The following is an 18,202-nucleotide window of genomic DNA, read 5'->3' as shown; positions in this document are numbered from 1 at the left end:
TAATGTTAGCCTCGTTGAGAAAATAAAGGTGTTGTACACAATGAAACTCAGGTTAAGCCCTTACATTCCGCTGTTCACTGCATTGTTTGTTGTTGCCCATATGTTGTTTTTGAAATCTCAAGAACTCACCGCTTTGAGTTATAGTTACGCATTTGTCGCCTCGGTTATAGTAAGCTTGCCTATCTTTGCCTGTGTGTATTTCTCCAAACAAGCCAAAGGTACAAAAAAGGCCCTTCTGTTGATCATAGGGTTTTTACTTTACCCTATTTCCATACTACACCCTTCAGATATATCCGCGACAAAACTGCATCAACAGTTTTCAACAGAAGAATTTGTTATTTTCTTCATATTTTATTTGTTATCTACGATTCATCCTGTTTGGCAAAAAGTAATTTCATCACATACCAGTTTGCGGATAAAAAGCCGGATCACCTTCTCTCATGCTATCCTTTTGATATTAATTGTCAGCTCTTTGATCTTTGCATTTACCTTTAGTGCAGTCCCAACCATCTCGTCCACCACGCAAAATAGCATTACCATTAATATTGAATCACCAATGATCAATGTGACTCACTTTTTTTACTATTTATACCAGTTTCTGGTCATTTCAATGTTAATTTGGGGTCTTTATTATCTAACCCGACGTTGGTTAGTCAAAGATGTGCTGGCTAAATACGGCGTATATATTTTTTGTTGTGCCGTGCTGATAGCGGTTTTAGTTTTAACTCCCATTCTGTTTTCAATTATTTTATCACTGCCAATGAGTCGTGATGAATTGGCTGCGTTCATACCATCTAGCAACAACATTTTTTATAAAAACCATTATCAAGTAGTTTTGGGGCTTTTTGTCATCTTTACGCCATTCATTTTACTATTTGATAAACAACAGCAAGAGCAACAAATCCAACAACTCTCTGAAGAAAAGCTCTCTTCTGAGCTGTTGCAATTGCAGCAACAAGTCAATCCTCATTTTCTTTTTAATACACTTAACAACATATACGCCCACTCATTAAGAGGCTCGGACAAAACCCCAAAACTCATCAGTCGGTTATCAAATATGCTGCGTTATACCGTCTATGACGGTCAAAATAAAACAGTCTCTTTGCAAGAAGAGCTGCAATATTTAAAAGACTTTATTGAGTTACAACGATTAAGAGCCAAAGATAATTTAGTGCTGAACATTCAAATCCCTGAAAGAGTCGATGAAAGCCTCATTATCGCGCCCTTATTGCTTATCATCGTTTTGGAAAATGCATTTAAACATTCAATTGAACGCACCTCAGAACCATGTTCGATTGATATCGATTTAAACGTTGAAGGTAATGAGCTGCATCTTTGTTGTCAAAATACTTTCATCCACCCCCCTAAAAATTCATTGGAAAAAGGCGGCTTGGGGTTGGATAATTTAATTAAGCGACTTAACCTGTTATATCCAAAGCGGCATCGCTTGAGCTACGGTCAACAACAAAAGGAATGGAGGGTAGCATTATCAATAACACTAAACGACGAATAACATGCATCATTGTTGATGACGAGCCTTGGGCACACGAAGTTTTAAGCTATCATATCGAGCGTCATACTGATCTTGAGTTAATTGGTCAAATGAAAAGTGCAACCGAAACCATTAAATGGTTAGCCAATAACAGTGTCGACTTGATTTTCCTCGATGTGAATATGCCTGAGATCTCTGGTGTTGAAATGCTTCGCGTTTTAGCGGTTAAGGTGAATGTCATTTTTGTCAGTGCTCACAAAGAATACGCGTTAGATGGATTCGAATTAGACGCTATCGATTATTTACTCAAACCGGTGGATGAGGAACGGTTTGATAAGGCTATCGGTAAACTCAAATCGTTAATGAATATTGAATCGAGTAAAAAAGAAACCTTAACTATCAAACAAGACAGAGGCTTTAAAGTCTTGTCCCTTGGTGAAATCAGCCTGCTGCAGAGCTATGGCAACTATGTCAAAATTTGGCATGGGAATAATATGGACCTAGTCAATAGTACATTAAAGTCGGTACTACGCGAACTACCTGAGCATAGGTTTATTCAAGTCAGTAAATCATCAATTATTAATAGACATAAAGTCCATGAAGTAAATGCGAAGGAAGTCACTCTAACCTGTGGCAATAGCGTTAAAATTAGTAGGTTATACGTGAATGATATTAAACAGCTTTGCTTATAATCTAGGTGGAATAGAAAAATTTGCCATCAAAGTGCTATTTGATTAACAACGGTAATTTATAACACGTTCTTAAAGCCTATCCGTAAAAAGTATTCACCAATTCCGTATAAAAATTAGAGTATTTAAAGTAAATGATTTAGGGCAACAACGCGTTATCTGAATGTCTACTCTGTAAAAAATGGGGTCACCCATTAGTCAACCGTTGTAAAGTGCCAACAAGAACCTTTCGATTTCAAATTTAGGCAATAAAAACAGCAAAATAATGGACGTACACCCCATTCACTTGTAGACATAAATAACGTTGTAAAGGCAATAACATGCGCAATACATGAAAGAAAAATGCTTTAACGTTTCAAGCTCTCTAGCCTTAAACTAACTTGTTTCGCTAATTTTGTTACGTTTTCTTGATGTGCTTGCATTAACGCTTTGAATTCTCGCCGGCTCTGTATAGGCTTCAGTAGGTGGCTGTCTTGTAATGTCCACCATTCGCGATCAAAGGTTTCAAGCCAGCCTTGATTTAATGCTTTACGCAAATGCTGTGTAGCTTTACTTGGGATATGCAACTGAGCGTTTACTTGAGCTAGTGCCATTTCTGCTTGTGCTTTGTCTTGAACCTTATCTAAAAAAAGAAATTGCTCCACATTATTTAATACAACTTTGGCATACTCTTGTTCATTTAATTTTAATAAGGTTGCGCCATAGAGTATCAAAGCTAAATAATTGTCAGTTGTTACGTCGACTGCGCGGGCTTTATGCCAATCTGGATAAATATGTAATAAAGAAGCTCGGGTTTGCTCATATAAACCTGCTCTGTATTGTGCGATAGCTAAATTGTATTTGTACTTATAGTTTTTTGGATGGGTTTTACTGAGTTGCTCTAATAAAGACACTGCGTTAATTAGCTCACCTTTTAAGCCGTAACCTATTAGCTTTAGAGAGCTCTCAAAGTGTTCATGTTTTGATGTCATGCGAGCCAATATTTTATTGGCTTCTGTTTCCTGCCCAATACTTAAATACGAAAAAACAACCTGCTCACAATATTCGTCACTAGCGCAATATTCAAAAAGGTCGTTATTGTTTACGTGCCATTCAGCGATAGCAATAATCGAGGCTGGTGTATTGCGAAATATATGGGTGGATTCAATAGTACTTGAATCTCGATCCGGCTCCAAAATTATGGATCGTCTATACAGTTTTTGCGCAGTATCAAGCTTTCCTCTGATTGCTAAATATCGGCTATATATAGCTTTTAGTGACGCTGAGAGTGGGTTTAAAGCAATAGCATGCTCCATATGTTTAATGACTAACGATTCTTCTCCCATCTGGTTTAGTAATGAACTATACCAATGGTGAGTAGTTGCGCTGTTTTCTAGCTCTAAAGAACGAACAAACATATCATGTGCTTCATTCAAGATAGGGAGTGGGGTTTCGGAATAGCTTGCCTTAAGAGTCAGTAACATGCCTTTAGTTGCAAGCGCCATAGGCGAGTTTGGTTCTAAAGCCAATGCTTGCTCTACATAAGGAAGTCCTTTATCTACAGATTCTTTCGCACTCCAATTCGCATAATAATGGAATTGGCCGTAAGTAATGGCTAGTCCAACGTGTGCGTCCACGTAATTGGGCTCTAATTCAAGACTATGTTTAAAATAAGTCTCAGATTTTGTTAGTGAAGTTGGAGTTCTTTGTCGCCAATGATATTGCGCCATCAAGAACCATTCGTAAGCTTGGCTGTCTATTTTCTTATTAACCGCAACCTGGGGTTGTGAGTTTGGCTGAATAGCCTGCCTGATATCACGGCTTATTATATCTTGTAAGTTAAATACATTTGTATTTTCACTGTTAAAGCTTTTAGCCCAAAGCAAACGGCCATCGAACGTGCTAATTATTCGTACATTTACTCTTACTTGCCCTGCTGATTGGTGGACGCTGCCGTCTAAAAAAGCTGCGACTTTAAGAGCATTACCAATTTTGGATGGTTCCCTATTTCCTCTGAAATTAAAAGAAGAATCACGAGAGATAACTTTTAAATGTTTCGATTGAGATAGCTGATTAATGATTGCGTCAGAGAGCCCCTCCGTGAAATATATATTGTCTGTATTCTCATTTAAGTCTTCAAAGGGCAATACTGCAATTGAACTAAGTGCTGCAAGATTATCATTCTCAGGCTCAGGCTCTTGATAAAACCGGTAGAAACCCACGATAAGAATGATGACAAGTAATAAGAGTATGCTACCGATAAAATACGCTTTACGACTACTAGTTTGTAGATTAATCGCATGTAATGGCGCTTCTTGTGGCTGATTATTTTCAATTAGTGGTTTTACGTCTGTAATCAAACAATAGCCAACATTGGGTATCGTTTTGATAAAAGTTGGCTGGCGAGCCTTATCTCCTAATGCTTTCCTGATTTTACTGATCGCTACAGACAATATCTCTTCATTTACAACACTCTCTTTCCAAACATGCTCGATAATCTGCTCTTTAGTTACATTTTGCCCTGAGTTTTGTATAAGAAATAAAAGCACTTGCATGCTTTTATTATCAATTGACTTTTGCTCGTCAGAGTCTTGGAAGGTATTAGTTAATGGGCAGACGACCCATCGTCCTAATTGATATTTCTGATTGTTATGCAAAGACCTATCCGAAAAGTAATTTCTGCTGCAATGAATTATAACTGAACAATGCTAATTAATATTTACTTTTTATCCTATGCAAACGATGTCAGCCTTACCTTGGATAAAAACAATAAAAATCAACAATTTAACCTTAAATTTAAGAATATTTAATGTGATTTAAGTTGGGTGAAGTGTGATTAAAATGTACCTTTCTTGTACTTTATTTGCATTGTGATAGCGAACTTTTGAAATCAAATTTGAGTGCTATAACGCAAAAATTTTCGACTTTATAGGAGATAACATGTTCACAAATTGCCGAGCCAAATTACTAACCGTATTCTTACTACTTGTTTCTTTTGAGGGGTTTTCCAATGAAACAGATCTCACAGCTCCAAGAGCCTCAGCGGAAGAGGTTAAAATTGACTTTTGGGACATGGCACCACTAGAAGAGGCCTTTATCAACATAGCACCCGAAAAGTTAGCAGATAATATAGAAGTAGGGAAACTTGGTGTTGATGGCGGTAACAAAACGCCTATTTTAAGGTTAGCTAAAGAGCTCGCTGAGAATAAGTATGGAAAATATGACAGTTTGCTTATCAGCCATAAAGGTAAGCTATTATTTGAGTCTTATTTCAACAATGGAAGAGTAGATTTACCTCACTTTCAGTTTTCCGCTACCAAAGGCTACACTAGCTTAGTCTTAGCTAGAGCTATGCAGCTTGGTTATATAACCATGGCTGATTTGCATAAGCCTTTAGTGAATTTTTTTAAGGGTGTAGATACAAGTAAGCTAGCAACCGGCATAGAGAAAGTTACCCTACACCATTTATTGTCTATGCGCTCAGGTCTTAGGTTTAGTGCTGAGCAACTTAAAGACTTTCGAGGTAACCGGGAAAAGTATTCGGGTACGGCTGAAGTACAAGCCTTTTTGGAACAAACTCAACCGATAACAAAAGAATCTCAAGTATACAAATACCAAGCATCCGATCCCATTTTGGTAATGCACGTTTTAGACGCGGTTGTACCAGGAACAGCTAAAGACTTTATTGACAAAGAGTTCTTAAACAAAATGGATATATATCACTACAAGTGGACACTAGACCCAAAAGCACTCCCAATGGCAGAAAGTGGCCTGAATTTAACGTCTCGTGACATGCTCAAAATAGGGGAAACGCTTATCAACAATGGGAGGTGGAAAAACAAGCAACTTTTATCAAAAAACTATTTAAAGGCTGCTTTCAAAGCACTTACCAAGCCAACCGAAAGTTGGTATCCAGAAGGCTTTAATTATGGCTATTTATGGTACCAAACTGACATTGTGTTAAATACCAAAAGCTACAACGTTAACCTTGCTTGGGGAGCAGGCGGAAACCGAGTCATTGTTGTGAATGATCTGGACCTAGTCATCGTTATTACGGGTCATGATGCAGAAGACGTTATATTTAAACAAATTACCAAACAGGTTTTACCTGCTTTTATATAGATTGTTAAGCGGCATAAAGATCCAACCGTCTCTTGTTCGCTCATAACTGTCTGTCAGATTTGGTCCACTACAATTAATAGCGCCACTTCACTACCAAAAGTCTTTTTGCACGTTTGTGGTGCTTTCTTTGCAGTGACACTTCTACAAGGATCACTGCAATATAGGTTGCTTATGCCCCTTCAAACTGCAACTGACACAAACGCTGATAGAGCGGATCAGACTCAATAAGCATGTGATGCTTGCCTTGGTTTACTACCTTACCCTGTTCCATAACGACTATGCTATCGGCGTGCTTTACCGTTGATAAGCGGTGAGCGATGATCAACGTTGTGCGATTTTTCATAAGCTCTACCAAAGCAGCTTGTACATGAAATTCACTTTCTGAATCGAGTGCACTGGTTGCTTCATCTAAAAGTAATATACTGGGGTCTTTTAAAATTGCTCGGGCAATGGCAATTCGCTGTTTTTGACCACCAGAGAGCCTAACGCCTTGCTCACCCAAAAAACTGTTATACCCTTCAGGTAAAGCCTCAATAAACTCATGCGCGTGTGCTTTTTTAGCGGCATTAATTACTTCTTCTTCACTGGCTGTCGGTTTGCCATAACGAATGTTATGCATCACATCAGCACTGAATAATACTGGGTTTTGGGGGACTAAGCCCATTAACTTCCTAAGCTGTGCTAAAGGCAATGATCGAATATCAATACCGTTAAGCGTAATAGCGCCTTGTTGTGGATCATAAAAGCGCTGCAACATTTCAAACAGGGTACTTTTACCTGCACCAGACGGTCCAACAATAGCGACAACCTCTCCTTGGTTCACGGTTAAGTTAATCTGGTTCAATGCCAGCTGTGTGGGTCTTGATGGATAACTAAATGACAACTGTTTAATATCAATCGCAGTACCTAAGCTCACATCTAGCGGCGCATCATGTTCAGGGCTTAACAAGTCGCTCTTTACTTCTAACAGTTGCAATAGCCTTTGTGCCGCCCCCGCAGCGCGCTGAAGTTCGGAATAAACCTCCGCGATTGTTGCCACCGACATCGCCACCATGACCGCATAAAATACAAATGCAGCAAGATCACCCGCAGTGATATTACCAGCAATCACATCACTCCCACCGACCCACAGCATCACCGTTATCGCCCCAAAAATAGAAAAAATAGCGATGGCAATCAACAAGGCTCGCTGTTTTATCCGCGCTTTAGCAACATCAAAAGCCGACTCTACTTCATCAGCAAACGCTTTACACTCTGCAGGTTCCTGAGTATAGCTTTGCACCACCTTAATATTTTGAATGATTTCTGTGGCATAAGTGCCTATATCTGCAATGGCATCTTGGCTGCTACTGGCGAGCCGTCTGACTTTTTTACCAAACGCAAACATGGGCAATAACACTAAGGGCACAAATGCAACCACAATGAGCGATAGCTTTAGGTTGGTAACAAATAGCATCACTAAACCACCAACCAGTGTTAACGAACTGCGCAGGGCCATCGAAAACGAAGAGCCTATAATGGATTGTAATAGGGTGGTATCCGTGGTTAATCGAGAGGTGATCTCGGCACTGCGGTTTTCTTCAAAGTAATTAGGATGCAAAAATACGATTTTTTCTAATACTGCTTTGCGCATATCAGCAACAACCCGTTCGCCAAGCCAACTCATCAAGTAAAAGCGAAAAAAAGTCCCAACGGCCAACAGTAAAATCATGGCGATCATACTCATTGCCGCCACGTTTAATTGCGATGTAGAACTTGCAACAAAACCACTATCAATGACTAATTTGACTCCCTGACCCAACGACAAGGCAACGGCGGCAGTTACAATTAATGCAATGAGCGCCAAAATAACCATCACTTTATAAGGCTTAACGAACGCAGCTATCGGGAGCAAACTTTTGATCCCCTTAGATTTTTTCTCACCATCATTGGTGGAGTGTGGAGAAACCGATTTATCCATGCTTTTTGGTATTCCTAAACGGGCTTTCGTTTAGCATGCCTGTTTTGGCAAAACAAATACAGCTTAGATTTAGTCCAAATCACAGCTTAACCCAGCCCCTTTTTATCAAGATGACGAGGAACCGTGGCATTAAAATATAATCTCCACTCGCGTTCCCGATTCACTACTTGTGAGCGAATACTGTAGCGATAACTTTTCACACAAGCGTTTCACTATGTTCAAACCCAGCCCTAAACCTTGGCTATTTTCGCCTTTAAATCCGTCTTCAAAAATAAATGCTTGCGCATCATTTCCAATTCCCTGCCCCGTGTCTTCAATACACAACGTGTTATTATTAAAGGTGATGGTGATTGCGCCTTGCGTCGTGTATTTAAATGCATTGCCTAGTAAGTTATTTAACAAAATAAGTAAAATGGTCTGCGCGACTGGCACTTCAATTTGCTCACCAACATCAATATTTAACTCAATATCTTTGCCTGATAAGTGCTCATACTGCTGTATTACACTTTGCTCTATCGCCAACAATAAGCGGCTTTTACCTTGTCCGATGGTGTCTTCGCGTGCCAGTGCTAACAAAATGGTTAAACTTTGTTCTATTTGTTGTTGTGCAACATCAATCCGTTGCACCAAAGATGACTGTTGCTCATCTAACTGCGTCTGTTTTAACAATGTCAGCGCACCTTGGCTGATTGTAACTGGCGTCCGTAGTTCATGAGAGACATCTCGAGTAAACAATTGCTCTCGACTTATAAACGCACGGATCCTTGCCAGCGCAGACTCTAACGTTTTCGCAAACGCGCCGATTTCATCGTTGTTGAACTTGTTCGCAAATCCTTGGGGTAGTTTATCGACTGGCGCATTGGTTAAAATATCCATAATATCATCCAGCGGCTTCAGTAATCGTTTGGAAATTTTATACGAAGCAAATCCCATCACCATGGCGATTAAACACGCAAACGCACAAATAATCAGTAAGAAATACACCATACCTTCAGTGAACTTTCGCACTACGAGGTGTTCACTAACTTCAGCTATCAAAAAACCAGACTGGTCTTTTAATTTAAAAAGATGAAAATGCTGACCATTTTCACCGGCAAACTCACGTCGATTTGGTTCATCCTGTAATACCGTTAATACGGTCTCAGGCAACAGCGCTTGATACTTAACATAATGCACAAAATCAAGCTTAGGTTGAGGCTCTTGCCCCTGTGATATTTGAGTTTGTACTAGTTTTACTTCGTCTTTAAGTAAGTCGTTAAAAAATTGGTCTTCTACGTTGTAGGCGATAAAAAAGCTACTTATCCCAAACAACACACTGGTCAGTAACGTACTGCCAACAAAATAAACGACTATACGATTACGAAGCTGCGTTATTTTCATAGTTTGCCGACTCTATTTAGTAACGTTGGATATAACGTCAAGCGCAAAGCCAACACCGTGTAAAGTTTTGATCACAGGTGACGAAAAGGGTTTGTCTATGGCTTTGCGAAGCTGATAAATGTGCGAACGTAAAGCATCTGAGTCTGTTGGTTCATCTCCCCAGATCTTTTCACATAACTCGCTACGACTAATGGCTCTAGGGTGAGATTCCATCAACACTCGTAGTATTTTTAGTGGTATTGGTTGTAAAAACACCTCTTTTCCTTGACGCGTAACATGAAAGGTTTGCTTGTTTAGAGAGATATCACCAATAGTGAGAGTATGAGAGGTATTCAGTGTATGACGTTGCGACAACGCCATACAACGCACCCACAACTCTTCCAACGCAAAAGGTTTAGTCAAATAATCATCCGCGCCTTGCCCAAACCCTTGTAGTTTATCATCAAGCGTGTCTCGCGCTGTAAGCATAATAATAGGAATGTGCCTATCTGCAATTTTCCTAACTTGCAAACACACTTGCAAGCCATCCATTTTAGGCAACATTAAATCAAGCACAATACAATCATAATAATTGCTCAAAGCGAGCGATAAACCTTGCTCTCCATCGTAAGCAAAGTCGACCACAGAACCTTTTGACTCAAAATAATCGGCAATATTTCGGCTAATATCCGCTTGGTCTTCCACCAGTAGGACTTTGATAGGGCTTGTTGGCATTATTACTCCATCCATAAGCAAGCTATGTGTCACATAATTTAAAAAACAACATGTGAAACAGATGTGAAATTGGGCTTCACACTGTCTTCACGCTGGGGCTGTCACCTTAGCATGATAATTATTAAGGAGTATACGTCATGCAAAATAGTCCAGGCATCGCTTTAACTGCAACTAAATTGAGTCATCAAGTAACCCTCAACTCTGGAAACGAGCTAAATTTAATCAATGAATTATCTTTAACAGTTCAAAGTGGTGAACACATTGCCATTACTGGTGCATCAGGGAGTGGTAAGTCAACTTTGCTTAGTTTGCTCGCTGGACTTGAAAGCGTCCAACAAGGCAGCTTGACCTTCACACACGGTGGTAGATCAGTGGAGCAGCGCTACCTTCGCCAACATAGTGGCTTTGTTTTTCAACAATTTCATCTTTTACCAGAGCTTGATGCGCTCAATAATGTTGCGTTACCTTTAAAACTTCGAGCTATAAAAGATGCCGAAGTAAAAGCAGCTCAGTGGTTAGATAATGTTGGCTTATCTGAGAGGAAAAATCAGCCTATCAGTAAATTAAGTGGTGGCGAGCAACAGCGTGTTGCTATAGCTAGGGCGTTTGTAAATAAACCAAGCATTATTTTTGCAGACGAGCCAACAGGTAACCTAGATGAACACACCGCCAGTGAAGTGGCATCTCTAATGTGTCAATTTGCTCGTAGTAATCAAACCACATTGGTACTGGTGACACATAATTTATCGTTTGCACAACAGTTAGATAGCCAATATTGCCTCGCAAACGGAGCACTGACACATGTTCGCTAATCACTCATCCCCCGCTCTAAACGTTTGCTCTGTTGCACTACAACAAACCCTGCTACTCACTAAGAAAGGGCAAAACTGGTTAACATTAGCCAGTTTAAGCGTTTTGTTTTTTTATTTATGCTTTATCACGCTTGTTGCACAAGGAGTCGACAACTACCTAACTCAGAACCTGAAGCAACTTTTGGGTGCTGACAGCGTCATTCAAATGAATCGTCAAATCCCAAGCAAGGAACTAGCTGCATTAAACCGCATTGCCTCTAAAGGTAGTCAAACTCAGCTCTATAACATCACCTTCACGCACGCTGCAAATCACCAATTAGTGCAATTAAAAGCGGTCGATAATAATTATCCTTTACAAGGCCAGCTAGAATACAGCCAAAGCAAGACGCTTATAGGCAAACAAAGTTCCGAAGCGCCTAGTATTAATCACATATGGTTAGAGCCAAGGCTTGCTGCAGCTCTGGATATAGAAATAGGCGAAACGCTCATATTGGGTAATACCCTATTATTATTCAAAGCCTATCTATTACACGAACCAGACCGCCTACACGAAGGACATTCTAGCGATATGCGCGCATTAGTTCACCGTGACAGTATTCAAGCACAACAACTGCAAGTAAAGCAGTACCGATACTTATTTAATCACAATGATGAGCATATAGAAGACATTCAAAAAATCCAAAAAACAATGCCAGATAGTCAACTATTCAGCAAAGTTTTAGGACAGCATCCGGTTGCGGCCATATACCAAAGGGTAGAAAAGTTCTTAGGTCTTTTAAGTGTATTGCTCATCATCCTCGCTGGTATCACTTTGTTACTCTCGAGTCGTAAAACCAGTCATGCTTTAAGCCGCTTTATTGCTGTGTGCTTAGCCAATGGTATGGACAAAAAATACAAACTACATATTCTGCTATGCAATAGCCTATTTACTCTGCTTTTAAGCTTTGCGCCGGCACTGGTGTTGGCCATATTCAGTGCTGGGGTGTTTGAGCAATCAACGCAAAACTTGATGCCGGATTTTACGCTTATTTGGCAGCCTCTTGATTTACTAAACGTGCTGGTATTGTGTAGTGCTTTGTATTTTGGATTATTTTTACCAGTCTGGATTAACGTATTCAGAACCCAACCTATTCAACTCTTAGCAGCACACTGCGCTAAAGTTACACATTTATCTCTCAATGTATTTTTTCTAAGCATGATGATGGCGGGGATTGTCTACTGGTACTCAGATAACTGGACGTTAACTACATTGCTATTAGGCAGCTTAACCCTATGCATTGTTGGGTTGCTGGCTGTGAGCACGTTGGTATTAAACCTTGGGAGATGGGGGCTTGGCAAGCACGGGAAGTTACTGGGCTTTACTTTATACTTGATGCGTCAACGTATCACGGTTAAAGCCGCGCAAATGATGTCTTTGGGTCTGAGTATCACCTTATTATTGATGGCCGCTCGAGTACATCAAGACATTACCTCTATGCTTGAACATTTTAAATACACACAACAAGGTAACTTGCTAATCACCCAAATAAATCCCCCTCAAAGGACGGCACTGGAGCAGTTTTTAGCACGTAATGGTAGTGAACTCAAAGAGCTTTATCAGTACCAATACGCACAACTCACGCATATTAACAACACACCTCTGTATGATGCTGATATTCCTGTTAGTGATACGCTCAGCACCGTACAAAAGCCCATTCGTTTGCATTGGAGCGAACGCTTGCCTAGTAACAATAAGTTAGAACAGGGCCAGTGGAGTAGTGCGGTTAACTCGAATACTTTAATTAACATTTCTGTTGAAGACGAAGTATTTAACGAGCTTAATCTAAAACTAGGCGACCAAATAAGTATGCAAATGACGGAACAAACACAAGTGTTCAACGTGGCATCTGTGCATAGCTTTGTATCTGGTAGTAGCAATATCACTTTTTGGTTTGTGGCTCAATCCTCAAAGCCGGTGCCTAATGCTTCGATATACAGCATGGGCAGCGCTCAGCTAACAGAAAAAGCATGGCCGCAATTGACTGATCTCTGGCAAGCTCACCCAACCATGCGGTTACAATCCATAGATAGTATATTGTCAAAAACGCGCACCTACTTAAACATACTAACGGGCGCAGTGTTTATGTATAGCGGATTGATCAGTGTGCTGACCATATTACTGATTATTGCTGCCATTCAAAGGCACTTATTAGAAGATAAAAAACGTAATGGCTTGTTAGTTAGTTTTGGGCTGAATAAAACACAGCAATATAAAATTGCCACTTATGAATGGCTGATCATAACACTACTCCCCACCATAAGCGCTTTCGCTTGCGTGTATTTTACAATGAACGCATTTTATCAATATGAGTTAGGGTTAGCTTACAACCCCGATCACTTTGCTTTGTTAATACAAGCGCTGTGTATTGTAATTATTATCACATTACTTGGTCTGTTTTTTACTAGAAAACAGTTTACGAATAACGTGAGAAGCTTACTTGTAGAGCAATAAATCAGAAAGGGCCTTGTAAAGGCCCTTTACATAAGCTCACTTAAGATGATTGGCAAAGCGCATAGCCACCTTTTAGGTGCCCTACATTGTCAAATCCTAAACGAGCAAGCGCATTTGCAGCCACTTGTGAGCGACTACCACTTCGACACACCAAAATAAGTTCTTGCGACTTATTATGCTGCTGCTGGCAAATAAAGTCAGTTAAGCGAGTCAGTGGCACATTCATATCAAACTCTTGATCATGATTGAGTGCGTACTCATGAGGTTCACGAATGTCGATTAGCTTAACCTGAGAATCTCTTTGCAATTTTTCTTTAAGCTCAGATCCGTTATATTCTTGCAGATGCTTCTTAGTGCATGAGCCGGTAAACGCACCACACATGATTTCTTCACCAGTTTGGTCATTGATATTTTTATCTAACTCAACCTTACGCTCAACAAACTGCTCAACTGTGACTGCACCGTTTAACACATCATTTAACAGCGAATTTCTAGAGGATTCAGCTTTAAAATTGGTAACAAATTCATTGTGATAGTCATGGCTAGGGCACAGTAAACTTTGATCTCCAACAAGCTGCGCTAATGATTGTAAACTTTGATACATCTGCTTTGCATCACTTGTCGAAAAGTTAGTTCTGCCAAGGCTGCCCATTAACACTAAGTCACCACAAAAAACGTAACTGACATCAAGCGCACCACTTAGCAACTTATCTTTGTCACATAACACCAAAGAGATACTATCTTCAGTATGCCCAGGTGTGGCAATACGGACCAAATATTTATCGCCAATTGAAATTGCCGCAAAGCGGCGCTGTGCTATTTCTACTTCAGTTGTCTCTACAGGCCAGCCTAGATAATCAGCATGTTGATTGTCTAAATGTGCTTTCGCTAAAGCTATGCGCCCAGATTGGTGATCAGCATGACCATGGGTATCAATCGCCGCAACTAACTGCAACTGCTGACATTGTAAAATGGTTAGTAAGCGATTACTTAACTCGGGCAACGGGTCAATGATCACTGCCGTTTTGGTAACAGGATCAGCATATAACCAGCTACAACTGCCACCGACTTTAAATTGCACCAAGCCTTGCAACTGGGTTTTTTCATCAATGTTACCGGTCGCATTGAGCAAACAACTATGGCCTAAAGCTTGTGCACAGTGATGAATACGGTCGCAGGCTTGATCAATTTGCTGTTGGGTTACCGCTGGACCAAATGACATTCTAATAGCCGATTCACTTTGCCAAGCTGGCAGGCCCATTGCATCCAGTACAAAACTACGGGTCACTTTTGAGCTACATGCTGACCCTGAGCTAACGCGAAGATTTGCCGCATCAAATAAATCCATGATCTCTTTGGAGCTAAAACCTGGTATGGCAAAATTCAGCGTTGTTGGTACGCTATTCGCAAAGTCATGGTTGAAAACTACGGTCGGAAAGGCATTTTTTAACGCAAGCGCCAACTGAGATCGGAACAACTGTAGCTGACCTGCATTGGCAAACACGCCATCCCCATTGTCTAGCAGCTCATCAAAAATCACATTCAAAGCCGCTAAGCCCGGCAAGTTTTCTGTGCCTGAGCGCAATCCGCCCTCTTGTCCGCCACCGGCAATAAATGGCGTAAAAGGCGCACCTTCGCGAATGTACACAAAACCAATGCCCTTAGGGGCATATAGCTTGTGGCCACTAAATGGCGCATAGTCAATACTGGTATTCGCCAATTCTAAACCACGTTTACCCAATGCTTGAACACAGTCAACCATCCAAAAAACATCGGCATTATGGCCTCTAATCACCATCTCTAGTGCTGACAAATCTTGATAAACACCCGTTTCGTTGTTCACCGCCATGGTGCAAATCATCAGTGCATTGGGTACTTCTTTTGCTATGAAATCGTAATCAAGCGTACCTTTTTCATCCACAGGAATAGCCTTTATCTGCGCATCGATTTCTAACACTTTATTCCAATGCTTAAGCGACTCAGGTACTGCTTTGTGCTCAGTGGCGCCATATAAAATGCTATATTGCTTATGTGCATGCATTTTACCTTTTGCGGCACACAAGGCTGATAAAATACCCGTTTGGATCCCTTCCGTTGCACCGCTGGTAAAAATAACCTGTCCAGAGCCAGCCCCTAATACTTGTACCGCTTTACGACGTGTTTCATCCATGATTTGCTTTGCCTGCAAACCACTGATATGGCTACTGCTCGGGTTACCAAACATGGTTTCCATGGTAGACAAAGCCGCTTTGGCAGCCTTTGGCAATACGGGTGTAGTGGCATTTGCATCTAAATAAATTTGGCTTAGTGCTTGTTGCTCAGACATGACAGGACCTTTCTTTATATCGAACCCAACAGTTATAACAAAAAAGAATAACTAATTACTTATTGCTATATTAGCAAGTTTGGGTGCTTATTCAACCATTAATTTTCTAATAAAGTCGTGCAAAGGCTCTAGCTGTCGGCTTTTCGACGAGTTGCTTCAACAATTATTGGGTAACTTCCTTATAACATTTATTGTACATTTTAGGTTAATCCGAAGTTAAAAAATTATAACAATAGAGTTTATTTTTTGTTCATTTTAAGTCATCGTAAAAACGAATCCAATCAAAACAACATGTAAAGGAAATAATATGACAAAGCTAAGCACTCTCACTTTAGCAGTTACTCTTGGTCTTGCTGCAACACATAGCTATGCAGCAAAAATGCTACCTGTTCAAGCTGATAAAGCGATTGAAGATAAGTACATTGTGGTATTTGATACCCCAAGCGTTATTGATCCAAAGGATGCAAAACGCATGAATGCTTATCTCCATTCGCAAGGTAACAATTTAGAGACCAAGTATAATGTGCGTGTAGAGCGTAACTTTGGTACTGCACTTAGTGGCGTACTTGTAAAAGCCAACAAAAGCCAGATACATGCGATGCTAAAAGATGGCAACATCAAATACATTGAGCAAGACCAGATTGTTTCGGTAGAGCCAATGGTTGATGTTAAAGCAGAGCAAAAAATGATTGAGATCCAAGGCGACCAAAACAATGCAGTTTGGGGCTTAGACCGTATCGATCAGCAAGACTTACCGCTTAACAATGTATACCACTATGACTACGATGGCTCTGGTGTTACTGCCTATGTAATCGATACAGGTGTATTAATTAGCCACAATGAATTTGGTAACCGCGCAAGCCATGGTTATGACTTTATTGACAACGACTCAGATGCAACTGACTGTAACGGCCACGGTACGCACGTAGCAGGTACTATTGGTGGTTCAACTTACGGTGTAGCCAAAAATGTAAACGTCGTTGGCGTGCGAGTGTTGAGCTGTAGCGGTTCAGGTTCAAATTCAGGTGTTATCGCAGGTATCAACTGGGTGAAAAACAACGCCAGCGGCCCATCAGTTGCAAACATGAGTTTAGGCGGCGGCGCATCTCAAGCAACCGATGACGCGGTAAACAGTGCAGTAGCATCTGGTATTACCTTTGTTGTCGCAGCGGGTAATGATAACAGCAGCGCATGTAACTACTCGCCTGCACGTGCAGCTGACGCTATCACTGTTGGTTCAACCACAAGTAGCGATGGCCGTTCAAGCTTCTCAAACTATGGTAATTGTCTAGATATTTACGCGCCAGGTTCAAGCATTAAATCAGCTTGGTATAACTCAAACACAGCAACTAATACTATCAGCGGTACGTCTATGGCATCACCGCACGTTGCGGGTACTGTGGCATTATACCTAGATGAAAACCCAAGCTTAACACCAGCTCAAATCGACCAAATGCTTAGCGATAAGAGCGCCAAGAACAAGATCTCCGATGCTAAATCAGGTTCACCAAACGAGTTGTTACAAGCGGCAGCAGGTCCAATTGTTGAACCTGATGTAACCGAGTTATTCAGTGGTCAAGGCCAAGCGGTGTCTGGCGCAACTGGCTCAACAAGCTACTTCAAAATTGACGTACCTGCTGGCAGCGATGCACTATCGTTTGTACTAGGCGGCGGTTCAGGTGATGCTGATTTATATGTTAAACAAGGTAGCATGCCAACAATGAACGATTACCAATGTCGTCCGTACAAAAATGGTAATGCAGAGCAGTGCGACTTCGCAAACCCTGCGGGTGGCGAGTGGTTTGCAATGTTACACGGTTACTCTTCATACAGCGGTGCAACATTAACTGCAACAGTAGGTGGTGACACAGGTGGTTGTGGTAGCAACTGTCTACAAAATGGCGAACCAGTTTCAAACTTATCTGGTACTTCAGGCCAGCAATTAAACTACACCATTGAAGTACCAGCTAATGTTACTTTAAATGTGTCTATCTCTGGTGGTAGCGGCGATGCAGACCTTTACGTTAAAAAAGGCTCAGCACCAACACTATCTAGCTACGACTGTCGCCCTTGGAAAAACGGTAACAGTGAAAGCTGTTCATTAAACTCAGGCACAGGTGGTACATACCACATTATGCTAAACGGCTATAGTAGCTTCTCAGGTGTGAGCTTAGTCGGTCAATATTAATAGCAGTATTTAAGTTGTCATAAAAAAAGCCCCAGCAATTTTGCTGGGG

At 40.8% G+C, this 18,202-nt stretch carries 11 protein-coding genes; 6 read left to right on the top strand and 5 right to left on the bottom strand.

What is annotated here, in order from left to right; all coding sequences use genetic code 11:
* Positions 1 to 40: 40 nt before the first annotated feature.
* Together HG263_RS08060 and HG263_RS08055 are read left to right on the top strand one after the other, a co-directional pair.
* Positions 41 to 1,513: a sensor histidine kinase gene (locus tag HG263_RS08060; protein WP_171625557.1), complete on the top strand. Its 1,473-nt coding sequence runs from the start codon at positions 41 to 43 to the stop codon at positions 1,511 to 1,513.
* A complete protein-coding gene (locus HG263_RS08055; protein WP_171625556.1) occupies positions 1,474 to 2,184 on the top strand; it encodes a LytR/AlgR family response regulator transcription factor in 711 nt (236 codons plus the stop codon). The genes HG263_RS08060 and HG263_RS08055 overlap by 40 nt, the downstream gene beginning before the upstream one ends.
* Before the next feature lie 344 nt (positions 2,185 to 2,528).
* Here HG263_RS08055 and HG263_RS08050 read toward each other — a convergent pair whose 3' ends face one another.
* The gene (locus HG263_RS08050; protein ID WP_171625555.1) at positions 2,529 to 4,817 is read right to left on the bottom strand and encodes a winged helix-turn-helix domain-containing protein; all 2,289 of its coding nucleotides are present in this window, start codon (positions 4,815 to 4,817) and stop codon (positions 2,529 to 2,531) included.
* A gap of 283 nt (positions 4,818 to 5,100) precedes the next feature.
* On the opposite strand from HG263_RS08050, the gene HG263_RS08045 reads away from it, so the two are divergent.
* Positions 5,101 to 6,282: a serine hydrolase domain-containing protein gene (locus tag HG263_RS08045; RefSeq protein WP_171625554.1), complete on the top strand. Its 1,182-nt coding sequence runs from the start codon at positions 5,101 to 5,103 to the stop codon at positions 6,280 to 6,282.
* A 169-nt stretch (positions 6,283 to 6,451) separates the two neighbouring features.
* Here HG263_RS08045 and HG263_RS08040 read toward each other — a convergent pair whose 3' ends face one another.
* The 3 genes from HG263_RS08040 to HG263_RS08030 form a co-directional block, all read right to left on the bottom strand.
* A complete protein-coding gene (locus HG263_RS08040) occupies positions 6,452 to 8,242 on the bottom strand; it encodes an ABC transporter transmembrane domain-containing protein (protein ID WP_171625553.1) in 1,791 nt (596 codons plus the stop codon).
* A gap of 129 nt (positions 8,243 to 8,371) precedes the next feature.
* On the bottom strand, positions 8,372 to 9,622 hold the full coding sequence (locus HG263_RS08035; RefSeq protein WP_171625552.1) for a sensor histidine kinase: 1,251 nt from the start codon (positions 9,620 to 9,622) through the stop codon (positions 8,372 to 8,374).
* Between the two features lie 12 nt (positions 9,623 to 9,634).
* Positions 9,635 to 10,336, bottom strand: coding sequence for a response regulator transcription factor (locus HG263_RS08030; protein ID WP_171625551.1), 702 nt, complete (start codon positions 10,334 to 10,336; stop codon positions 9,635 to 9,637).
* 137 nt (positions 10,337 to 10,473) lie between these two features.
* Here HG263_RS08030 and HG263_RS08025 point away from each other — a divergent pair, with 137 nt between their 5' ends.
* Together HG263_RS08025 and HG263_RS08020 are read left to right on the top strand one after the other, a co-directional pair.
* Complete coding sequence (locus HG263_RS08025; protein ID WP_171625550.1) at positions 10,474 to 11,148, top strand: ABC transporter ATP-binding protein; 675 nt, start codon at positions 10,474 to 10,476, stop codon at positions 11,146 to 11,148.
* Complete coding sequence (locus HG263_RS08020; protein ID WP_171625549.1) at positions 11,138 to 13,639, top strand: ABC transporter permease; 2,502 nt, start codon at positions 11,138 to 11,140, stop codon at positions 13,637 to 13,639. The genes HG263_RS08025 and HG263_RS08020 overlap by 11 nt, the downstream gene beginning before the upstream one ends.
* Before the next feature lie 40 nt (positions 13,640 to 13,679).
* Here HG263_RS08020 and HG263_RS08015 read toward each other — a convergent pair whose 3' ends face one another.
* Complete coding sequence (locus HG263_RS08015; protein WP_171625548.1) at positions 13,680 to 15,965, bottom strand: aminotransferase class V-fold PLP-dependent enzyme; 2,286 nt, start codon at positions 15,963 to 15,965, stop codon at positions 13,680 to 13,682.
* 307 nt (positions 15,966 to 16,272) lie between these two features.
* Between HG263_RS08015 and HG263_RS08010 the strand changes: the two genes are divergently transcribed.
* Positions 16,273 to 18,153 carry a S8 family peptidase gene (locus tag HG263_RS08010; RefSeq protein WP_171625547.1) on the top strand — a complete coding sequence of 627 codons (1,881 nt, stop codon included), beginning with the start codon at positions 16,273 to 16,275 and terminating at the stop codon, positions 18,151 to 18,153.
* Positions 18,154 to 18,202: the final 49 nt, after the last annotated feature.

The sequence above is a fragment of the Pseudoalteromonas caenipelagi genome (genome assembly GCF_013140855.1).
Classification (GTDB): Bacteria; Pseudomonadota; Gammaproteobacteria; order Enterobacterales; family Alteromonadaceae; genus Pseudoalteromonas; species Pseudoalteromonas caenipelagi.
The sequence above is the reverse complement of the archived record's forward strand: the minus strand, read 5'-3'. Positions and strand labels throughout refer to the sequence as shown.

Excerpts from the sequence above, each read along its gene's own strand:
- HG263_RS08060 (WP_171625557.1), top strand. The coding sequence starts at position 41 with ATGAAACTCAGGTTAAGCCCTTACATTCCGCTGTTCACTGCATTGTTT.
- HG263_RS08055 (WP_171625556.1), top strand. The coding sequence starts at position 1,474 with ATGGAGGGTAGCATTATCAATAACACTAAACGACGAATAACATGCATC.
- HG263_RS08045 (WP_171625554.1), top strand. The coding sequence starts at position 5,101 with ATGTTCACAAATTGCCGAGCCAAATTACTAACCGTATTCTTACTACTT.
- HG263_RS08040 (WP_171625553.1), bottom strand. The coding sequence starts at position 8,242 with ATGGATAAATCGGTTTCTCCACACTCCACCAATGATGGTGAGAAAAAA.
- HG263_RS08035 (WP_171625552.1), bottom strand. The coding sequence starts at position 9,622 with ATGAAAATAACGCAGCTTCGTAATCGTATAGTCGTTTATTTTGTTGGC.
- HG263_RS08030 (WP_171625551.1), bottom strand. The coding sequence starts at position 10,336 with ATGCCAACAAGCCCTATCAAAGTCCTACTGGTGGAAGACCAAGCGGAT.
- HG263_RS08025 (WP_171625550.1), top strand. The coding sequence starts at position 10,474 with ATGCAAAATAGTCCAGGCATCGCTTTAACTGCAACTAAATTGAGTCAT.
- HG263_RS08020 (WP_171625549.1), top strand. The coding sequence starts at position 11,138 with ATGTTCGCTAATCACTCATCCCCCGCTCTAAACGTTTGCTCTGTTGCA.
- HG263_RS08015 (WP_171625548.1), bottom strand. The coding sequence starts at position 15,965 with ATGTCTGAGCAACAAGCACTAAGCCAAATTTATTTAGATGCAAATGCC.
- HG263_RS08010 (WP_171625547.1), top strand. The coding sequence starts at position 16,273 with ATGACAAAGCTAAGCACTCTCACTTTAGCAGTTACTCTTGGTCTTGCT.